The sequence below is a fragment of the Okeania sp. KiyG1 genome (assembly GCF_014132355.1).
Classification (GTDB): Bacteria; Cyanobacteriota; Cyanobacteriia; order Cyanobacteriales; family Microcoleaceae; genus Okeania.
In genome coordinates this window covers 1-18,559 of sequence record NZ_BLZO01000132.1, presented here as the reverse complement: position 1 = coordinate 18,559, position 18,559 = coordinate 1, and the positions used below count along the sequence as shown (strand labels likewise).

The 18,559-nt window shown below is 39.7% G+C and carries 12 protein-coding genes; 3 read left to right on the top strand and 9 right to left on the bottom strand.

All coding sequences use genetic code 11. From position 1 onward, the window contains the following. The first annotated feature begins 34 nt into the window (after window positions 1-34). Window positions 35-391, top strand: coding sequence for a hypothetical protein (locus SAGCYANO_RS31425; RefSeq protein WP_202223665.1), 357 nt, complete (start codon window positions 35-37; stop codon window positions 389-391). Between the two features lie 240 nt (window positions 392-631). Here SAGCYANO_RS31425 and SAGCYANO_RS31420 read toward each other — a convergent pair whose 3' ends face one another. Next, window positions 632-2,530 (bottom strand): S9 family peptidase, encoded by a 1,899-nt coding sequence (locus SAGCYANO_RS31420; protein ID WP_202223664.1) that lies wholly within the window; start codon window positions 2,528-2,530, stop codon window positions 632-634. A gap of 437 nt (window positions 2,531-2,967) precedes the next feature. Here SAGCYANO_RS31420 and SAGCYANO_RS31415 point away from each other — a divergent pair, with 437 nt between their 5' ends. Further along, window positions 2,968-3,633, top strand: a complete 666-nt coding sequence (locus tag SAGCYANO_RS31415) for a class I SAM-dependent methyltransferase (protein ID WP_202223663.1) — start codon at window positions 2,968-2,970, stop codon at window positions 3,631-3,633. Window positions 3,634-3,772: 139 nt separating this feature from the next. Here SAGCYANO_RS31415 and SAGCYANO_RS31410 read toward each other — a convergent pair whose 3' ends face one another. Together SAGCYANO_RS31410 and SAGCYANO_RS31405 are read right to left on the bottom strand one after the other, a co-directional pair. Continuing rightward, window positions 3,773-6,865, bottom strand: coding sequence for a hypothetical protein (locus SAGCYANO_RS31410; protein ID WP_237396883.1), 3,093 nt, complete (start codon window positions 6,863-6,865; stop codon window positions 3,773-3,775). A 327-nt stretch (window positions 6,866-7,192) separates the two neighbouring features. Continuing rightward, window positions 7,193-8,272 (bottom strand): EF-hand domain-containing protein, encoded by a 1,080-nt coding sequence (locus SAGCYANO_RS31405; protein ID WP_202223661.1) that lies wholly within the window; start codon window positions 8,270-8,272, stop codon window positions 7,193-7,195. A 449-nt stretch (window positions 8,273-8,721) separates the two neighbouring features. Between SAGCYANO_RS31405 and SAGCYANO_RS31400 the strand changes: the two genes are divergently transcribed. Next, entirely contained in the window at window positions 8,722-10,059 is a 1,338-nt protein-coding gene (locus tag SAGCYANO_RS31400; RefSeq protein ID WP_375340027.1) for an FAD-binding oxidoreductase, read from the top strand. A gap of 1,114 nt (window positions 10,060-11,173) precedes the next feature. Here SAGCYANO_RS31400 and SAGCYANO_RS31395 read toward each other — a convergent pair. The 6 genes from SAGCYANO_RS31395 to SAGCYANO_RS31370 all read right to left on the bottom strand — a co-directional run bounded on the left by SAGCYANO_RS31395 (window position 11,174) and on the right by SAGCYANO_RS31370 (window position 18,553). Beyond that, complete coding sequence (locus SAGCYANO_RS31395) at window positions 11,174-13,183, bottom strand: lipoxygenase family protein (RefSeq protein ID WP_202223659.1); 2,010 nt, start codon at window positions 13,181-13,183, stop codon at window positions 11,174-11,176. A 65-nt stretch (window positions 13,184-13,248) separates the two neighbouring features. After that, the gene (locus SAGCYANO_RS31390; protein ID WP_237396889.1) at window positions 13,249-14,232 is read right to left on the bottom strand and encodes a transposase; all 984 of its coding nucleotides are present in this window, start codon (window positions 14,230-14,232) and stop codon (window positions 13,249-13,251) included. A 43-nt stretch (window positions 14,233-14,275) separates the two neighbouring features. Beyond that, window positions 14,276-14,455, bottom strand: coding sequence for a hypothetical protein (locus tag SAGCYANO_RS31385; protein WP_202223657.1), 180 nt, complete (start codon window positions 14,453-14,455; stop codon window positions 14,276-14,278). A gap of 110 nt (window positions 14,456-14,565) precedes the next feature. Further along, complete coding sequence (locus SAGCYANO_RS31380; RefSeq protein WP_202223656.1) at window positions 14,566-15,888, bottom strand: cytochrome P450; 1,323 nt, start codon at window positions 15,886-15,888, stop codon at window positions 14,566-14,568. A 36-nt stretch (window positions 15,889-15,924) separates the two neighbouring features. Then, complete coding sequence (locus tag SAGCYANO_RS31375) at window positions 15,925-16,941, bottom strand: DUF2235 domain-containing protein (protein ID WP_202223655.1); 1,017 nt, start codon at window positions 16,939-16,941, stop codon at window positions 15,925-15,927. After that, window positions 16,913-18,553, bottom strand: coding sequence for an RNA polymerase sigma factor (locus SAGCYANO_RS31370; protein ID WP_255502773.1), 1,641 nt, complete (start codon window positions 18,551-18,553; stop codon window positions 16,913-16,915). Before SAGCYANO_RS31370 ends, SAGCYANO_RS31375 begins: the two co-directional genes overlap by 29 nt. Window positions 18,554-18,559: the final 6 nt, after the last annotated feature.

Sequence of the window (18,559 nt, the reverse complement as noted above, 5' to 3'; positions counted from 1 at the left end):
GTAGAAGGTAGAAGAAGGAAAAATCTGGTGTTGTGTGAGTTTTAAACTTTTGGGTAGTGGTGCATTGTCCGGCAATGTTTGTTACCAGAGACGGCAGTGGGAGCATCTTGCTCCCGTGCCTGGTATTTATTCCTTAGGAAAAATCTGGTGTTGTGTGAGTTTTAAACTTTTGGGTGGTGGTGCATTGTCCGGCAATGTTTGTTACCAGAGACGGCAGTGGGAGCATCTTGCTCCCGTGCCTGGTATTTATTCCTTTTTGCTATATACCATTACGCTCCGCAGGACTGCCAAAGAAAGGGCGTTGCTGAATACTGGGATGATTTCGGCGCTCCACGGGGACACGGGGACACGGAGACACGCAGACAGGGGGATTATGGTTTTTGCTCTCTGACAAAATCATCCCGCAATTATGCAACGCCAAAGAAAGAGGATGTATTTCACAACAAAAAAGGAAAAATATTGCGTTGTGTGAGTTTGAAACTTTTGGGTGGTGCTGCATTGTAAAAGAAAGAGGTATTTCAGTTTCTTTCCTACTCTCCTACTCTCCTACTCCCCATCTCCCCATCTCCCCATCTCCCCATCTCCCAACACTCCCCCACTCCCCGCTCCCCTACTCCCCCACTCCCGCACTCTAACGAACTACACCAGAGTGACCTTCTATATTCCCTACTGGTTCAAATATTCCACCCAGATACTTTGCCAAAAATTCCTCGGCGATCGCGTAAAAATGTAAACGGTTTTCTGGACGGGCAAAACCATGTCCTTCATCTGTATATAGTACATATTCGATCGGTTTACCCGCGTCTTCCATTGCCTTAACAATTTGCGTACTTTCTGACTCTTTCACCCGTGGGTCATTTGCTCCTTGACCTATTAACAAAGGTTTCTCAATTTTATCTACAAAAAACAGAGGCGATCGCGACTTCAAAAATTCTGCTTCAGTTTCCAAATTTCCCACACGATGGAAAAAGACTTTCTTCAAAGGTTCCCAATAAGGAGGAATAGTTTGCATTAAAGTGATCAAATTACTCGGTCCGACAATATCCACACCAGCAGCAAACACTTCTGGGGTAAAAGTCAACCCTGCTAATGTTGCATAACCACCATAAGAACCACCCATGATAGCAACTTTATCCTTGTCAGCAATACCCTTTTCAACTAACCAGTTAACTCCATCAATTAGATCGTCGTGCATTTTCGCTCCCCATTCCCGGTTACCAGCATTGAGAAAATCTTTACCGTAACCAGTCGAACCCCGGAAATTAATTTGCAATACAACATAACCTCGGTTAGCTAACCACTGAGTTTGCGATCTATAACCCCAGGTATCCCGCGCCCATGGTCCCCCATGAACTAAAAGCACTGCTGGCGCAGGAGTTGGAACACCTACAGGTTTAGTCAGATAACCATGAATAGTTAGACCATCCCTAGCAGTGTAGGAAATAGGTTCCATTGACGCCAACTGTAAACCTTCGAGTTGGGGTTGGTTGCTAAAGAGGAAAGTTATTGTTTTAGCAGTGCGGTCGTAAGTGTGATAATAAACAGGTCCGTCATCAGTAAAATAAGTTACCAACCAGTTATTGTCTTCTAAGGTACGACTAACGATGCGAAACTCACCTTTGTGTGCTTGCTTGAGAAATTCAAAATCTGCAGCAATGCTATCATCTAGAATCTGCCATTCTAATTTATCTTTGTAGAAACCCACTGCTTCAATGGCACGAGTAATAGGATGAGTCAAACTGCCACTAATGTCATATTGAGAGTCTTCAGCAATTACTTTTTCTTCGCGAGTGGCAAGATCGAGACCTAGTAAACGTATAGCATTAGCATCATGGTTAGCTGATATATATAGAATTTTGCCATCATTGGAGAAGAAACTCGGGCCTCCTTCTTCATCTGGCCCCCACTGACGGATAGTTTCCCAAGGTTTTTCTGTGGTTTCGCGATACAGTAAATCCGAACCTCCATCCTTTGTGATGGTTGCTGCAGCCAGGATTTGAAATTTTGCATCAGCAGTCCAAGCAATAATATTGCCTGGGTTATGGGTGTCAAATTCTACTGCACCATTATTGAGGTTGATGCGGTAAACATCGAAAGTTTGGGGGTTTTTCAGGTTTAGACCCACCAATATTTGGTCAGGGAAATTACGGTCTAAATCTATTACTTGTGCTTTGACTCCCTGGAATGGGGTGAGGTCGCGCACCATATTTGATTGAATATTGACTTGATAGAGATGATAGTTTTCGTCTCCATCAGCATCTTGAAGATATATTAGTTGGTCTTCATTGTAAGTCCAGAAATACATCCGAATGCCCCGTTTTTTGTCGGCAGTGAGTTGGCGGTCGTCTTCTTGACCTATTGTTCGTACCCATATTTGCAAGACATTTTTTTCATCTGGAGCAATGTATGCCAGATATTTGCCGTCGGGTGAAAGTTTGGGACTGGTACGTTCGGGGTTGCCAAACAAAATTTCACGGGGAATCAGGGGAGGAAGTTTGGTTGTAATTTTTTCTGCAGTTGTTGTGGTCATATTTTAGTTGAATATTTGATTTACTGAAGTTGCATAGTAGGCAACAGGAATAGGCAACAGGCAAAAGATTGAAAAACATTTCATCTGTCTAAAGATCGGCGTTGCTGATTCTGGGTATGATTTTGCCCCCCTAACCCCCCAATTTTGGGGGGAATAAAACTCTAAAAGTCCCCCTTGAACCCCCTCCCGTCCCCCGAAGATCGGGGGAAGCCAGATGTTGCTGCGCTTTTTGTTGAACGGGGGATGCGCGGGGGCGTGGACTTGAACCAAACAATCGCGCATTCATACTTCAATTCAGCAACGCCTAAAGATCATTATTCAGTCTCTGTCCTAACTGTTCTAGCTATTGCTATACATTTTTTATTGTATAGCTTACTTTACAATTCATAACATTTGGATAAAATAGATTATGTAGTGTAAACCCTCCTTGACTATTTATGTTACTGCAAGCTAATCAACGCACGAAGTTAGATGACTCTGACGATCGCCTGTTTTATTCTTACCCTAGGTTTGTTACTCATGTGGATGAAGGGTTTATTGACCAGTTGACAAGTTTATATCGCGATCGCCTAAAACCTAATACTCGGATTTTAGATATGATGAGTAGTTGGGTTTCTCATTTACCACAGGATATGGAATTTGCTCATGTTGAAGGCCATGGTATGAATGAGGAGGAGTTGGCTAAAAATCGTCAATTAAATCATTACTTTGTTCAAGATTTAAACAAGGATTTAAAACTACCTTTTCCTGACAAAGATTTTGATGCCGTTGTTAATTGTGTTTCTATTCAATATTTGCAATATCCTGATGCTATATTTTATGAAATTTATCGAATTTTGAAACCTGGCGGCATAGCAATTATTAGCTTTTCTAATCGAATGTTTTATCAGAAGGCTATTAGTGCTTGGCGAGATGGTTCAGAAACTTCAAGAGTAGAGTTAGTAAAGCGTTATTTTGACAGTGTAAAAAGTGCTAATGAAGTTCCAGGTTTTAGTCAAGTAGAGGTAATTTCTCAAAAGTCAAATGTACCTAGTTTTTTGCAGATGTTAGGTTTAGGAGGGGGCGACCCTTTTTATGTTGTAATTGCTTATCGTCAGGTTTAATATCAAACCAGTTAACATCGGTGTTATTCAGCATTAAAGATAAGAGGGCGAATGGCCATTCGCCCCTACGCATTATATGGCGATTGTCAGTAAGAAAGAAGAGGTAGTCCAGAGGTTTTTTTTTACATAGTTAATTAGCTTAAGGTGGAGATAAAACCTTATCAGTCATTACGGCTATTTTACCATCGGCTTGACGGACAATAACATCGCTCCTTGCTTTGATTAAATATTCTCCCACTTCTTCGGCAGATTTATCAAGAAATTTAGATAACCCTTCAATTGCTATTTGGTTGCGTTCGTAGTTAAATAGAAATCGGGGATAAGTCCTCTGCAAATCATTTTTATAGGTGTGCTTAGTTCCGTCAGCTATCAAATCTTTTAGGGTTTTTTGTAAGAACTTTGCTAGAAGTTGCCACTTAGTCATTTTGCCTAATGTTTGAACAACTTGTTGTTCTTTTGATATAACTTTCTTATTTATCAAGGAAATTACTGCGTCTATCATGTCTAGAGTGGCACTGAGTTGTGCTACCTGCAAATTTAGTTTATCAAAATCATCTAAAAGTTGTCTAACTTCAGGTTTTTCTAGTACATCGGAAGTTTCCATAATTTCTCGACTAGCCTTGGAAATAGAAGCTAGTTCTTTGGGAGCATAGCCAGGAAAATCATCAAAATTATTGAGAAATTCTAGAGTTTCTTCAGCCATCTTAGTACAAGTTTTATTGATACCATCGGTATTACCCTCTGCGAAATTTTGGCTTAAACTTTTCGTGAATTCTACTACGGCAAAAGCATATTTTGGATAGCCTGCCAAAAATTTTAATCCTTCAGGAGACATTTCAACGAAAAGAGCTGTTGGTTCAACCTCATCACTGTCTGGTTTGATTCCAAACCTTTTCTCTAATATTCTCATAAACTTTGGGAGGCCCTTGGACATCTCTTCAGCAACTCCTTCCATGTCTAATATGCTTGGAATTGATTTAGGAATTATTGTGGTGAACAATAGATCGCCTAACATTTCCCCTGAGTCTTCCAATGCTTGCCTCCCTGCTAACACCAAGTTTTCCAAGGTAGTTCGATTCAATTTTTCTTCTTGTTCTCCCCACTTTTCTGCTATTTCCTGCTTAATTTCTTGCTCTATAGAATATAGCCGATCGCTTGCTTGGGTTCCGCCATATCGGTTGTCGTTATTCAGCAGTTTTTGGTATTCAGCTACTGCATCAAAGATTTTGTAGCCATTCTTGTAAATATCTGGTTGTAGTTTGTACTTCATTTTTAGTTCCAGATAATCGGCGTAAGAAATTCCTTTTCTTTCGCATTCTACTCCTACGGCACGACATTCTACTGGGCTGAGTGTTGTTACCGTTTCTTTTAAAAGATTGAGATTGAAAGAGTCGATGTTTGTTTCGTATTCTTGCTTGGCGGCACGTTTTAATTTTTCTAGGGCAGATATTAGTTCTTGTTTTCCTTGCAAGAATTGTGCCATTCCTAATTCTCTGGCGTTGTTGTAGGTTTTGACGGGCGATCGTCTGGCTATTCTTGGTTGATTTATACTGGCAATAGGACGCTCTTTAGCCATTGACATTGCTACTCGGATAGTCTCTTGTTTGCTTTGTTGAGTGTTTTTTGAGGCATACCCTAAAGACACCAAAAATACCTGATTGTCTTGCTCCCACAACACCACTCCAAAAGGTCCGGTAGATGCCCCTCTTGGATCGGTATCAATGTAAGTACCTCGAATACCATTTGCTAAAGTGATAGGAGCAACTCGTCGGTATTTTGAAGAGTAACTGTTCATCCAGTCAGAGTAGGTATTATCTTCCTTAGAAAATGTTGCTAAATAGCCAATTTGACAAGCTCTAGGTTGACAGTTGGGGCGAGATGTCAAGCTAATTCTCAAGTAATTTTCTCTTCCTCTGGAGGGTTCCACATTTGCGTAAATAAGAACTCTTGTACTGTCATCGCGAGTCATTACAATATCAGATGGCAAGCGCATTACCCAATTAGAAGGAAGTTGTTGTTGAATATCCCTCAGTATTGGTTGAAAAATTGACCTATTCTCAGACGGCGATCGTCTAGCTATTTTTGGTTGATTTATACTGGCAATAGGAGGCTCTTTAGCCATTGACATTGCTGCTAGGATTACGTCCTCTTTCCCTTCTTCAATACTCGATGCATACCCTAAAGACACGAAAAATACCTGATTGTCTTGTTCCCACAACACCACTCCAAAAGGACCAACTCCAAAAGGACCAGTAGATGCTCCCCTTGGGTCAACTTGAGCATAAGTACCTCGAATACCATTTGCTAAAGTGATAGGAGCAACTCGTCGATATTTTGAAGAGAAACTGTTTATCCAATTAGAGTAGCTAGGTAAATCTTCCTTAGAAAATGTTGCTAATAGGCCAAATAGGCAAGCTCTTGCTTGACAGTTAGGGCGAGATGTCAAGATAATTCTAAAGTAATTGTAACTACTGTCTCTTGAGGGTTTCACCCTTGCGTAAATAGGAACTCTTGTACCGTCAGCGCGAGTCATTACAATATCAGATGGTAAGCGCATTACCCAATTAGAAGGAAGTTGCTCTTGAATATCCCTAAGTATTGGTTTAAAAATTGACCTACCTTCAGAGGAACTTCGATCAACCTGAGAATTTTGTAATCCAAACTCTATTGCCGAGTTAGCTAACTCAATCATGTATGCTTCTGGATTTTCTCCTCGTATTTGAATTGTATAAAGAACCCCTTGAAATAGCCAATTTATTATTGTTGGTGCTTTGTAACGACCCCTCGACACAGGCATACTCAAGTATCCAGTAATTCCTTGTGTGAGACGCACTTCTTTTGACTCACCGCCGCGACTGCCAATAATTCTTCCACCTCTTTCTGCAGCTAAATAACCTACAAAGCAAACCGTAACTCCTCCACAATTTGGTCTGCTGCCCAATGAAATTTTATAGCCATTTGCTTCCCCATTAGCTTCTACATAAACTTGTATAGGAAATGAAAAAGCTTCTTGACTAGGCAATAAAATTGGTACTCTAGTTTCGCGCTTTAGTTGAGATAGAATAGGGCGAAATACTTCAGCTACCTGCCTTAAAGATTGTGTTTGCGCATAGAGTGGATTACTATTAGACCTACTTTGAATTATCCTGTTAGGTTGAGCGATCGCCGACGGGGAACAAATCGCTAAAAATGTTATGCTTCCTATTACACTTAAAAGCGTTTTACATTTCATACACCCTCCATTGATAAAAGTAGAAACTTGCGGTATTTCTATTTTACCCATTTCCAATCTCTTCTTTAACAAGCCTAATATTTTCTAGTAGTGCATCAAGAAAGTGTGCGAGAAGTCGCAAGCTCCAACAAAATTTTTTTTACTCTTCCAGACCAATAACCCTATCTAAATCTAATAACTCGAAAATCTCATTTATCTAGTAAATTCTAGCTTCCATAATCTCATTTCTTTTCAGTTTTCTGTTGAATGAATATTTATCGAGATTAACTAGAAAAATTTTTCTATTGGAAGTTACTTTATGGAGAATTACTAATTAATTTTCCTATATTAGTAATAAGCAAAAAATAAATTCCCAGGATCATCAGGGTCATCACTACGATGAAATTGCCGTACTAATTTCAAGAATTCCTTTTTAGTTATACTGCCATCACCATTTAGGTCTAGCTTAGGAAAAATTTCTACAGCTAAATCTTGAGGAATTCGCCAGCTCCAATAAAAAGTTTTGTACTCTTCTAAACCAATAACCCCATTTCCATCAATATCCAATAACTCGAAAATTTGATTTGCTATCTCAACAAGTATTTGGTATATATTTGGACTATTGATGCGACGCTCGGTATGTTCGAGCCATTCTGCTAACTCGATTTTACCGTTGCCATTCTTATCAGCATCTTTTTGCAAATATTCCCACTCTTCCATAAACTTTGCATAGAGTTGCTGGTATTGTGGCATTTCCTCAGTTAAATTACGAGCTTGAGCAAGATTATGAAATATTGCTTCAAAATCTTCTTTTTCTATTGCACCATTTCGATCAGCATCATAGACTTGAAACAAACGCGTCCACTTTCTTTTTTGCAGTGTGGTAGTATAGAAAGCAAAAAGTGAGTTTCCGGGAGCATCAGGGTCATCACTACGATGAAATTGCCGTACTAATTTCAAGAATTCCTTTTTAGTTATACTGCCATCACCATTTAGGTCTAACTTAGGAAAAATTTCTACAGCTAAATCTTTAGGAATTCGCCAGCTCCAATAAAAAGTTTTGTACTCTTCCACCCCAATAACCCCATTTCCATCAATATCCAATAACTCGAAAATCAGATTTGCTAGGTCAACAAGTATTTGGTATATATTTGGACTATTGATGCGACGTTCGGCGTGTTGGAGCCATTCTGCTAGCTCAATTTTACCGTTGCCATTCTTATCTGCATCTTTTTGCAAATATTCCCACTCTTCCATAAACTTTGCATAGAGTTGCTGGTATTGTGGCATTTCCTCAGTTAAATTACGAGCTTGAGCAAGATTATAAAATATTGCTTCAAAATCATCTTTTTCTACTGTACCATTTCGATCGGCATCATAGACTTGAAACAAACGCGTCCATTTTCTTTTTTGCAATGTGGTAAGCATATTTTTGTTTTCGTTATCTAACCTCCAGTAAAAGTAGAAAAAATTTAATCTACTTCTGAATAATAATCAGGACTTACACATGAAGTAGGAAAAACTAGGATTTGAGATTTCTTTCAGTTACGGACTGCTCCGCAAACCCTGTCAGTCGCTTCGGACGAAAATAGGTTGCACTGCGTAAGTCCTAATAATGCTTATTTGAGCTATCTCACCACTCCCTACCTCCCCCTCTCCATATCTCCCTACCTCCCTACTTTCCCATTACTAAAAATATATAGCAAACTTTTTAAGATTTGGTATTAGTATGAGATTTATTATTACATAAGTAAATATCATAAAACGATCAAAAAGTCAATCAAATAAACGCAACAAATATGCTATAAAAAGAAAAGGGAATTATTTTAAATCCCTAACTGTAAAAAAATAATTTGACTAAATACCATCCATAATTAATCATAGTGATTTCCCAAGAAAATACATTTAACGCACAAGAATTAGCAACTATTGTCGGCAAAGACAATATTAGTTTGTGGCAAGATATAGACCAAGCAAAAAAACAACAAATATCACAGGCGATCGCTCCCGACACTACCATCAACTGTATCGTCTATCCAGAAACTCAAGCACAACTCTCTACTATAGTTACCTGCTGTGCTAAAAATAATTGTGCAATATTACCTTGTGGTAGCGGTAGCAAAGTTCATTGGGGAGGGTTAATGAAAGTAGACCCAACTACTCACAAACAAGGAATAATAGTTGTCAGTAGCGATCGCCTCAACCATCTCATCGAACACGCTGTTGGTGACTTAACTGTTACTGTGGAAGCTGGGATGAAATATGCAGAACTACAAGAAACTTTAGCAAAAACAGGTCAATTTATCGCTATCGACCCTGCTTATCCAGAAACTGCTACTATTGGCGGTATCATTGCCACTGCTGATACAGGTTCCCTACGTCAACGCTACCGGGGAGTACGAGATATGCTACTTGGTATAAGTTTTGTGCGATCAGATGGAAAAATTGCTAAAGCGGGAGGACGGGTAGTTAAAAATGTGGCAGGTTACGACCTAATGAAATTATTTACAGGTTCCTATGGCACATTAGGTATCATTAGTCAAGTTACTCTGAGAGTTTATCCTCAACAACAAGCATCCGGTACTGTTGTTTTAGTAGGAGAAAAAAATAACATTGCCAAAGCAACTCAAACTTTATTATCTTCAGCATTAACTCCTGTTGCTATTGACTTACTTTCAACTAAATTAGTAGAACAATTAGACTTAGGTAAAGGTGTGGGATTAATGGTTAGATTTCAAAGCATAATAGAGAGTGTTGAAGAGCAATCTAATCAATTATTAAAAGTGGGAGATAGTTTAGGTTTAAATTCCACCCGTTACCATGATTATGAAGCAGAATTATGGCAAAATTTAAAACAACACATCTGGAATTATCAGCAAAATGAAATTATCTGTAAAATAGGAGTTATTCCTACTGAAGCTGTAGAAACTTTAGAGCGATCGGCACTAGAAACAGGTTTAGGATTAATTCATGCAGGTAGTGGTTTGGGAGAATTAAAATTTAATTCTGTTACTCCTGAAACTCTTCTAGAATTACGGCGTTGGTGTGAATCTAAAGGTGGATTTCTCACAGTTTTAGCAGCACCGTTAGACATTAAAGAAAAACTAGATGTTTGGGGTTATAATCAGAATGGTCTTGAGATAATGCGCCGAATTAAACAACAATTTGACCCACAAAATATTCTGAATCCCCATTCTTTTATTGGCGGGATTTGACAGAAATTGAAGGTTAATGAGAGCCAGTTAATAAGAATCAGTAGTGGACTGTTTCATCTTAAGCCCACATTCCGCACTTTAAATTGTATTACAACAGGTTGCATAAAACTTGTCTATTTAGGGCTTGCTGATTAAATCTCAAAGCATTGACTGATATTGGTTTTATCCTTTTTTAGCTTTACAGCCCTTTTCAGATTGATAAACCACATCGTCATAACCAAAAACCTATAAGGGCGCAATTCGGAGCTTTGCGGAGCGCAAATGCCATTCGCCGGGCGAATGCCATTCGCCCCTACTGTGGTTTACTGAAATGAAAACCGCTGTAAATACCTGGTTCTCAGCCCTTCACGCTCAAAAAGGAGTGTATTTTGGGGAGACCATAGCAGAAAAATCACTCTTGCTATAATGAACGACCACCTTCTCTATAACTCCCATTTCTCCTGACTCTTAACTACTCCCCACTCCCTACTCCCTACTCCCTACCTCAATAAAAAGACTTTCCATACGCAAACCCTATTTAATTAAGCGGAATGTGGGTAATGCTACTGCCAAGATTAATCTTTGTTTGATTCGACTGATGCTTAAGAGGTTAGCGATCGCCTAAATTTTTAGAGATACGCTTAGGGGTTCTATACTGGAAAATCAGTAGAACGTGGTGAACATTGTTCTAAACCCTCAAGTTTAAGGGAGTTCAAGGGAAGAGACCTAAGCTCATTTTCGAGACGCGATCGCCACTCATATCATGTCTCATTAAATAACTGTAATAAACAATCTTTCCCCAACCTCGTAGGGACGTTGCATACAACGTCCCTAAATTGCGGTTAATTAATGTTACTTGATATCAGGATTTTGATCCAGTAGGTACAGAGTACTCATAAGACCACCAGGTGTTTCAATAATTGATAATTGATAATGGATAATTGATAATTACCTCTCCCTAAAAGGAAGAGGATTGAATCAAAGGAAAATTTTTTCTTGTTTCTCCTTAAAAGGAGAGGCTTTAAACCTTAATTATTCGGTAAAAATTAGCACTAAAATAGATTTATGCAAATATATAACCAAGAGCTTGATCGGATAACTTTTACCCTCTCTCCTTTTTGGGCTTTCCGATTGGCTAAATATTGATCAAGGATCTGATATTGCTAATATCGTAGCCAAAATCAGCAAATTGATCCTTGTAACTAGCCAATATTGTTGTTAATTCTTCAGGGATGTCGTCGTCTTCATTCTTGATAATATAGCCGTACTTAATCGCCGTCAGAACATTGACCATATAGATCAAATTGGTTGATTCTATAATATTCGGGGCAATGTTTGGATCATCTTCACTGCCAAAACTACCATTGCGTAAAGCCAGGGAACTATAAACTACTTCTCCCCCTTCGTCCGCTTGAGAATCATTAACCCAAGAATGCCAAAAGGTGATGTAATAGACAACATAACGACAAAACTCTTTTAAGTTTTCAATATCTGCCTCACTAGGTTCATCCGAAACAGTAATGGGTCGAGTTGCCTTAACGATACCATTAATTGTGGCTCTGGGAATATCAGGTTGGTCAAGCTCATTGTAATCATACCAGTCGTAGTCGCTATCATCAGAAGAGCCGCTTGGTTGGGATGGCTGATAAGCAACACTATGTTCAACTATATCATCGGAAAAACGACGAATTTCCAGCCATTCTTTCACTATTTCCTCTTGGTAATCTTCAAAAAAGATATCAATGTATTCAGTTAAAACCTGCCAGTAAAGATTACCAATTTTAGCAAACGTATGAGTTTCGCAAAGAGGCTGACGAGGTTTCCAACCTTTCCAGTCATAAGTCGCCATACTTTCCTTGCATACTTCTACCACTGCTTCAGGAGTTAAGGGGCCGTTGGTAGTAACTAAGCCAACGGTAGGGGACACTAATACTTCATCAGCCCGTTGATTAATGTTAACCAGACTCTTGATATGAGGAGATAAAATCAGGCGCACAGGATTTTTGCGTAAATTTCGGAAAGCTGCAATGGTATACTGTTCCATCTGCAAATGAGCCTTAATATAATGCTCAATCATTTCAGCCGCAAAGAAACTATTAGTGCGGAAAATACGTTTTGCTTGTAACCATTTTTCCCCATCATTGGGAGTATAGGTAACTGGCTCTTTTAGAGGAGAATTGGGAGCAATAGAATCTGGATACCGACTTTGAATAGTTATTGCAGTGGGGATTAACTTCTCATCTTTCAATTCAAAAAAAGCTTCCACATTATTCAGATCGTGGTCATCATCTTTTTCGTACTTATCCCAATTAAATGTCACCTTAAATTGATGAGGATTGTTTTTATTACGTTTTAGTAAACAAGGATTCATCCCATTGAGAATGCACGAAACAAAGTATTCATCACTACGACTATACCCTGGATTTTCTTGATCCAATTTTATGGTCAAATTTGGTGGATAAGCTGCCTGGACTTCTGCCAGAGTAGGTTCGTTAGGATTGAGTGTATTAGTAATAACGTGCTTTGCCTTAATAGGTACTAAACCACTAGCCGCATCATAACCTTGAAGAGTACGACCAACAGAATAATCATCTGGCGTGCCTTCTAATTCACTAAAAAATAGACGGGCAAAATGACTATCAGGTTTATAAAGCCAGTAGGGAACAGTACAAGTACCAAAATCATATTCTTTTTCCCTTACATTGTCTTCCCCTTTTATAGTGTATGCAATGCGATAGGTAGAAACTGGGTCACTATTACTATCAAAACTAATCTTACTGTCTAGCACTCTTAACTCTAAATCTGGCGTGTCTAGAAAGCCTCCTTTGGCAGGATCGTAATAGATTTCAAAGTTACCATTGTCGTCAGTTACCCCTGTTCCTAAATAATCTCCTGGCCTACCTATATCCCTGTCCCATAATTCGAGGTCCATATTGTGCAATGGCTTGTTAGTATCGCTAAAAACTAACTTCCCAGTGGCTTTGCGTAATTGATCGAGGGGTTTGTCAAACTGCTGTTCATGGCGTTTAACTATGCTTTTTTTGGCTTCCCTTTCGGTTTTACTTTTGCCTAAAGCACTATCAGCGACTGTAATACCCACAACTTGCTTAACTTCACCGATAATTTTTTTGATCTTGTCTGACATGATAATGACTCCTTGTGAATAAATTTGACCGTACGAAAAAAACTGTAGAAAATCGATCTGAGCTTTTATCTTGATATTGGATTAACCAATACTGGCTGTACGGCGCAGCTCACTATTCCCTCGGCACTAAAAGCCTCTGGAAATTTCTTTCTGATTATCTGAAGACTGCCATTAATATCGGCATTAATCACTTTACCTGTTCCACTCCTAAACAAACCCCGTTTGACTCGTTTTCCCACATAATTTTCTTGAGCAAAGGGCAATTCTAAGTCAATAGCAGATGTTTTACTGGTGTAACTTTCTTCCGTTTCCATAACTTGAATACCAGCAAGTTCACATTTATAAGTTATCTGTTGAACTAGCTTAGAGTGAGGTATTTGAGTAAAGTTTTGATTGTTTTTTTTACCGATGTTTGCACCTTGTTTCCAATTATCATTTTGGCCTATGACTACAGTACCAATATTATTTGTGGTTAGATACTCAACCACTAATTTACTGGTGTTATGCAGATAATTCTCGACAAAACGATTTCTATGATAACTTAATGCTTCAATCTTACGACTGGTTTTTCTGTTGCCTTTGAGGTTACTTTGGTACTTAGCTTTACGCTTGTTATATAGTTGATTGACGCTTTTTAGTGGCTTCCCGTTAATCAGCAGTGGTTTGACACCAGGCTTATTTGTAGATAGAGCTACTAACCGGTCAATCCCTAAGTCAATCCCGGCTACAGATCTTGAATTTATTTGTGGCTGAAGAGTTTTTTCATAGACAACTTCAATTATATAGCAGGCAGTCGCAGGTACTATCCTCACTTCGATGACAGTATCCACAACTACAGGTATTTTAATTTGACTCATAGATAAGTGACAAATACCATTCTTCAAAGGGGCTTTATAGACTGATTCCTTTGAATATATAACTACATTTCTACCTTTGGTTTTGTCCTTATATTTGGGTATTTTGGGCTTACCCAAAAACTTCTCTGGACGTTTTGACCATTCTTTTATAGCCTGAAAATAACCACGCCAAGTGGCAACCAAGCATTTGATTATTTGTTTTGATACCTTGGTTGGTAAGGCTCTGTAAGCATCACTATCTTTGGTTCCATGGTATAGCTTGGTTAAATCCAGACTTTTTGAGAAAAGTGAAAAAATGCTGACGACAATAATAGTTAGCTAAGTTGTACAAGTTTTTAGACTTAAATGCTAACTCATCACACACTCGCCAAAAGTTATGTGTTCGGTTAATAATATGTCTGTCAACAAGTCGCATTCACTTTCTATTTTTTAGATTTTAGTTGTTACTTGTTTAATACTACAACAATGAGTGTAAATTTTACAACTATTTTCTACGGTTTAAGTTTAACAGTTAATCACCCTATGTTACTTGTCATAAGCAACAACAAAACGTGCTGGTATATAACCTTGATATTCAACTTTGCCTTCATCCCCTGGCAAAAATCTCAATCCTGGGCGCAACAGAGTTTGTTTAACCACCTCGGGAACTACTACTCCAGCAATGTGTTCTCCAACACAGGTATGGCTACCATAACTAAAGTGCATATAGTTATAGTTAGGACGATTAATGGAAAACTCATCAGGATGAGTCACCACCGCTGAATCAAACATAGCTGAACCGATACTCGCTAAGACAACGCTTTTGGCAGGGATAGTGGTTTCTCTCGGAGTTCCTGCTGCGAGGGTATAATCTGCTTCGCAGAAACGCACGACAAAAGGACTAAAGGGATTAAAACGGAGGGCTTCCCAAACATATTTATCAAATGTTTCGTCATCGTTAGCCTTGGCTGCTGCTAAGGCTTTTTGGAAAATTTCAGGACGCTTGAGCAGTTGTTCTATGATCTGGGTGATGACTTGGGCTGTTCCTTCAATGCTACTCACCAAAAAAATTATCATGTGGGCAATAATTCTCTCTTCCGAGAAGGGAATATCCCCAGGAAACTTTGTGTTGGCCAACCGGGTAAAAACGTCCCCAGGTGCAATTTTTTGGTCGTTGTTGGCTGTTTTTGGTTGGAAAAATTGGGCTAGATATGTGAAAAAATTTGTAGGTGTTTCAGTTTCCTTGGCTCTTTTCTCTTTGAGAAGTTCAGATAGATAAGCACGCATTTCATTACCTGACTGAACAGATGCTTCATGAATTGTTGGATCGTTAGTTAAGTTTCTAAACATATCGTCTTGGGTTGTTTTTGACCAACGATACATAGTTTCCAAATTCGGACCAGGAAAGCCAAAATAATCACCGCAAAGTCTGATGGGAACAAATTTGGCTAAATCGTGAACAACTTCTATTTTTCCTGTTGCTGCTGATTTATCTAAACTGGATTTAGCAATTTCACCAGCCATTTTTCTCACCATTGACAAATCTTCCAAGGGCAACACTGATCTAATTATGGACTTTTCTCGCCAGTTATGTTCTGAGTTATCTCTCGACAGCATACAAGGTCCGAAAACCGGGTCCATTTTGCCAGTATAACCTCTCACTGAGAAGTATTCCGAGCGAGATAAAACTTCCTGTACGTCTGGAAATAAACTAACTAGGACAAATTTAGGGGTGATAAAAATGGGACGACTTTCTCTCAATTCTTTAAATAATTGTGTCCAATCGGTCCAAACACCTTGATTAATAACATTAACTCGGTCGCTAACATTTTCTGCCGGAATACTGTCGTACCTTTCTAAATAGGACATAAAAAACCTCTAACTTTTGTAGTGAAATTGTCGAAATTACTTCAGATTTAGTTTAGGAATAACTTTCTCTAGATTTTTTGGTCGATAATCCTGGCGATTCTTCAAACGTTCAACCGTGGATTCATGAAGTTCTTCCATAGCCTCGCTGACATCACGAAATTTAATTCCTGCCAATTTAAAAAATCCTGGATCGTTTTTAAATTCTGATTTACAATCAGGTTGAATCCCTGTAGGAATTGCATCAATATCAAATTCCAGCCCTAACCCAAGCTCGCCAATGGAATCAATCATCCATTTCAATGCCCCATCTGACAAACCTCTATGTTCTTCTGTACCACCACCGACACAACCATGTTCGCCAGGGAACCACTTTTGAATCACTCGTTGATTTTCCGCCTTAGGGTTTTTGTTCATGGGAGTCACATCAAAAATTTCCCGAATTTCATCTATGGCCATAGCGTGCAGTGCATTCTGCACATATTTGTTTAATTTCGTGTCATAGAATTTATAACGTCTATGAAGTAGAGACTTAAACCGTTGAAATAAGGGGACAACAGGAATCCCTAGAGCACCTACGGTATCAAAACAACCGATTAGAGAAATAGGAACACGTTCACCGTTATTTTTCCGGTAATCAGTAGCTTCCTTATCGCTCGGTTTAACATTTCGTTGGCGATAAAGCTCGTAAGCTTTCGGTGCTTCCTTAATACAAGAACGTTTTAGAAGCCCCGAACAGTAGATCATCCCTGCCAAACTTCTGACCGTATAAGCACCACGACTGAATCCAAACAAATAGATTTCATCTCCATCAACATAGTTGAGACAGAGAAATCTATAGCCATCTTGTATATTTGTATCAATTCCTACTCCGGCAGCGCCTCCTAATATTTTGTTGCTTTCTGTCCCAATTCCTGAGTCGTAAAAGAGGATTTGTGGGGTTCCGTCACTAGCTATTGGTTTGACTGCTTGAGTAATTTTTACTATGTTACTTGGGTAAGAACTTTTTAAATCTTGCCATGTACCATCACAGCAAATAACTAAACGCTTCTTCATCCTTAATTTTTTGCCTCACTTCAATCTTGAGCAATATCATGTCCGGTAGCATAGGGTGATATTGTCCGGCTGAACTATCCCAATACCGGGGTTGGCATCGCCTTCCATATATAAGACGTTTCCAGGAGGGATTTTCTGACAGTTTTTTTTGCCTAGAGGAGCTATTGTCAATCTTTAATTGAGGGGCAAGTAAATTCTCAAAGCGCTGATTTACTGGCTTTTCAAATTTTATCAACCCGTCATTTTTTGGTTTACATATCGCTACCAACACATTCGCCGGACAAATTCGCCGTTTTTCTCCCACCGCAGCGCACTTTCTTGCTCCCGATACAGTTGCCGTCTCCTTCCCTATAGGGAAAACTGACTCTATGGTCCGCTCCTCTACTTGTTCTAACCTGCTTGGGGAATGCTCCTGTGCAGAACCCTTGGCCCTTACTTCCTTGATTTGGGAGACCACTAGAGCTCTGTGATCCACTGCACCATCCTTTAAGGAAGGTTTTTCTTCTACTACCACTTGCCGATACTTCCTCACTCCCAATACAGTTGCCGTCTCCTTCCCGATAGGAGAAACTGACTCTATGGTCCGCTCCTCTACTTGTTCTAACCTGCTTGGGGAATGCTCCTGTGCAGAACCCTTGGCCCTTACTTCCTTGATTTGGGAGACCACCAGAGCCCTCTGCTCTACTGCACCATTCTTTAAGGAAGGTTTTTCTTCTACTACCACTTGCCCACACTCCCTCCCTCCCCATAAAGTTGCCGTCTCCTTCCCAATAGGGTTAACTGACTCTATGGTCCGCTCCTTTACTTGTTCTAAGCTGCTTGGGGAATGCTCCTGTGCAAAACCCTTGACCCTTACTTCCGATCTTGCCGAGCCCGCTAAAGCCTTTTGCGACCCTGGGTCATTCTTTAACGAGGATTTTCCTTCCACCACCACTCGCCCGCACTTCCCAGTAGCCGATACAGTTATCGTCTTCTTTGAGGACTTCCCATCAGACCCTATACTCTGCTTCTCCACTTGGGCCTTTCTCCTTGGCGATTTCCGACCCATCAGCTCCAACTCACTTTCTAGTTTTTCCTCATCCCGGAAATAACCCCTCAACTTCTTCTTCAACTCCTGGCGTGCCCTTGATATCCTCTTGCAGACGCTACCGTAGGTTAACCCTTGTTGCTCGGCTATTTCTATATACTCAACCCCTTCATAATAATGTAAAGCAAAAGTATCGCGCATCCCTTGGGATAATGAAGCCACTGCCCGTCGGATCATGACATACCTTTCCTCCTCCTCCAGAGCTATCTGGGGCGATGGCAACGAAGACATCGTACACAGGACTCCTGTCTCCCCCTCCAATTCAATATTTTCTACAGCCACTGGAGCCCGAGAGTCTTTTTTGAGAATATCTTTGCAGAGGTTGCTCGTCAACTGCATTAGCCAAGCTCTTAAATTTCTGATGGAGTCCCCCAACTCTTGCACCTTTTCCCAAGCCTTGATCCTTGCTTGACCCAGAGCATCTTCAGCCTCCGTTGGGTTAAAACTCATCAACTTGAGGCAGCAGCGATAAAGCTTGTCCTCTTGTTCCAGCCATACCTGCCAAAACCGAGATACTATCTGCAACTGCCC

Bases quoted from the DNA above. Each gene is read 5' to 3' on its own strand.
- SAGCYANO_RS31420 (WP_202223664.1), bottom strand. From the start codon at position 2,530: ATGACCACAACAACTGCAGAAAAAATTACAACCAAACTTCCTCCCCTG.
- SAGCYANO_RS31415 (WP_202223663.1), top strand. From the start codon at position 2,968: ATGTTACTGCAAGCTAATCAACGCACGAAGTTAGATGACTCTGACGAT.
- SAGCYANO_RS31410 (WP_237396883.1), bottom strand. From the start codon at position 6,865: ATGAAATGTAAAACGCTTTTAAGTGTAATAGGAAGCATAACATTTTTA.
- SAGCYANO_RS31405 (WP_202223661.1), bottom strand. From the start codon at position 8,272: ATGCTTACCACATTGCAAAAAAGAAAATGGACGCGTTTGTTTCAAGTC.
- SAGCYANO_RS31395 (WP_202223659.1), bottom strand. From the start codon at position 13,183: ATGTCAGACAAGATCAAAAAAATTATCGGTGAAGTTAAGCAAGTTGTG.
- SAGCYANO_RS31385 (WP_202223657.1), bottom strand. From the start codon at position 14,455: ATGCGACTTGTTGACAGACATATTATTAACCGAACACATAACTTTTGG.
- SAGCYANO_RS31380 (WP_202223656.1), bottom strand. From the start codon at position 15,888: ATGTCCTATTTAGAAAGGTACGACAGTATTCCGGCAGAAAATGTTAGC.
- SAGCYANO_RS31375 (WP_202223655.1), bottom strand. From the start codon at position 16,941: ATGAAGAAGCGTTTAGTTATTTGCTGTGATGGTACATGGCAAGATTTA.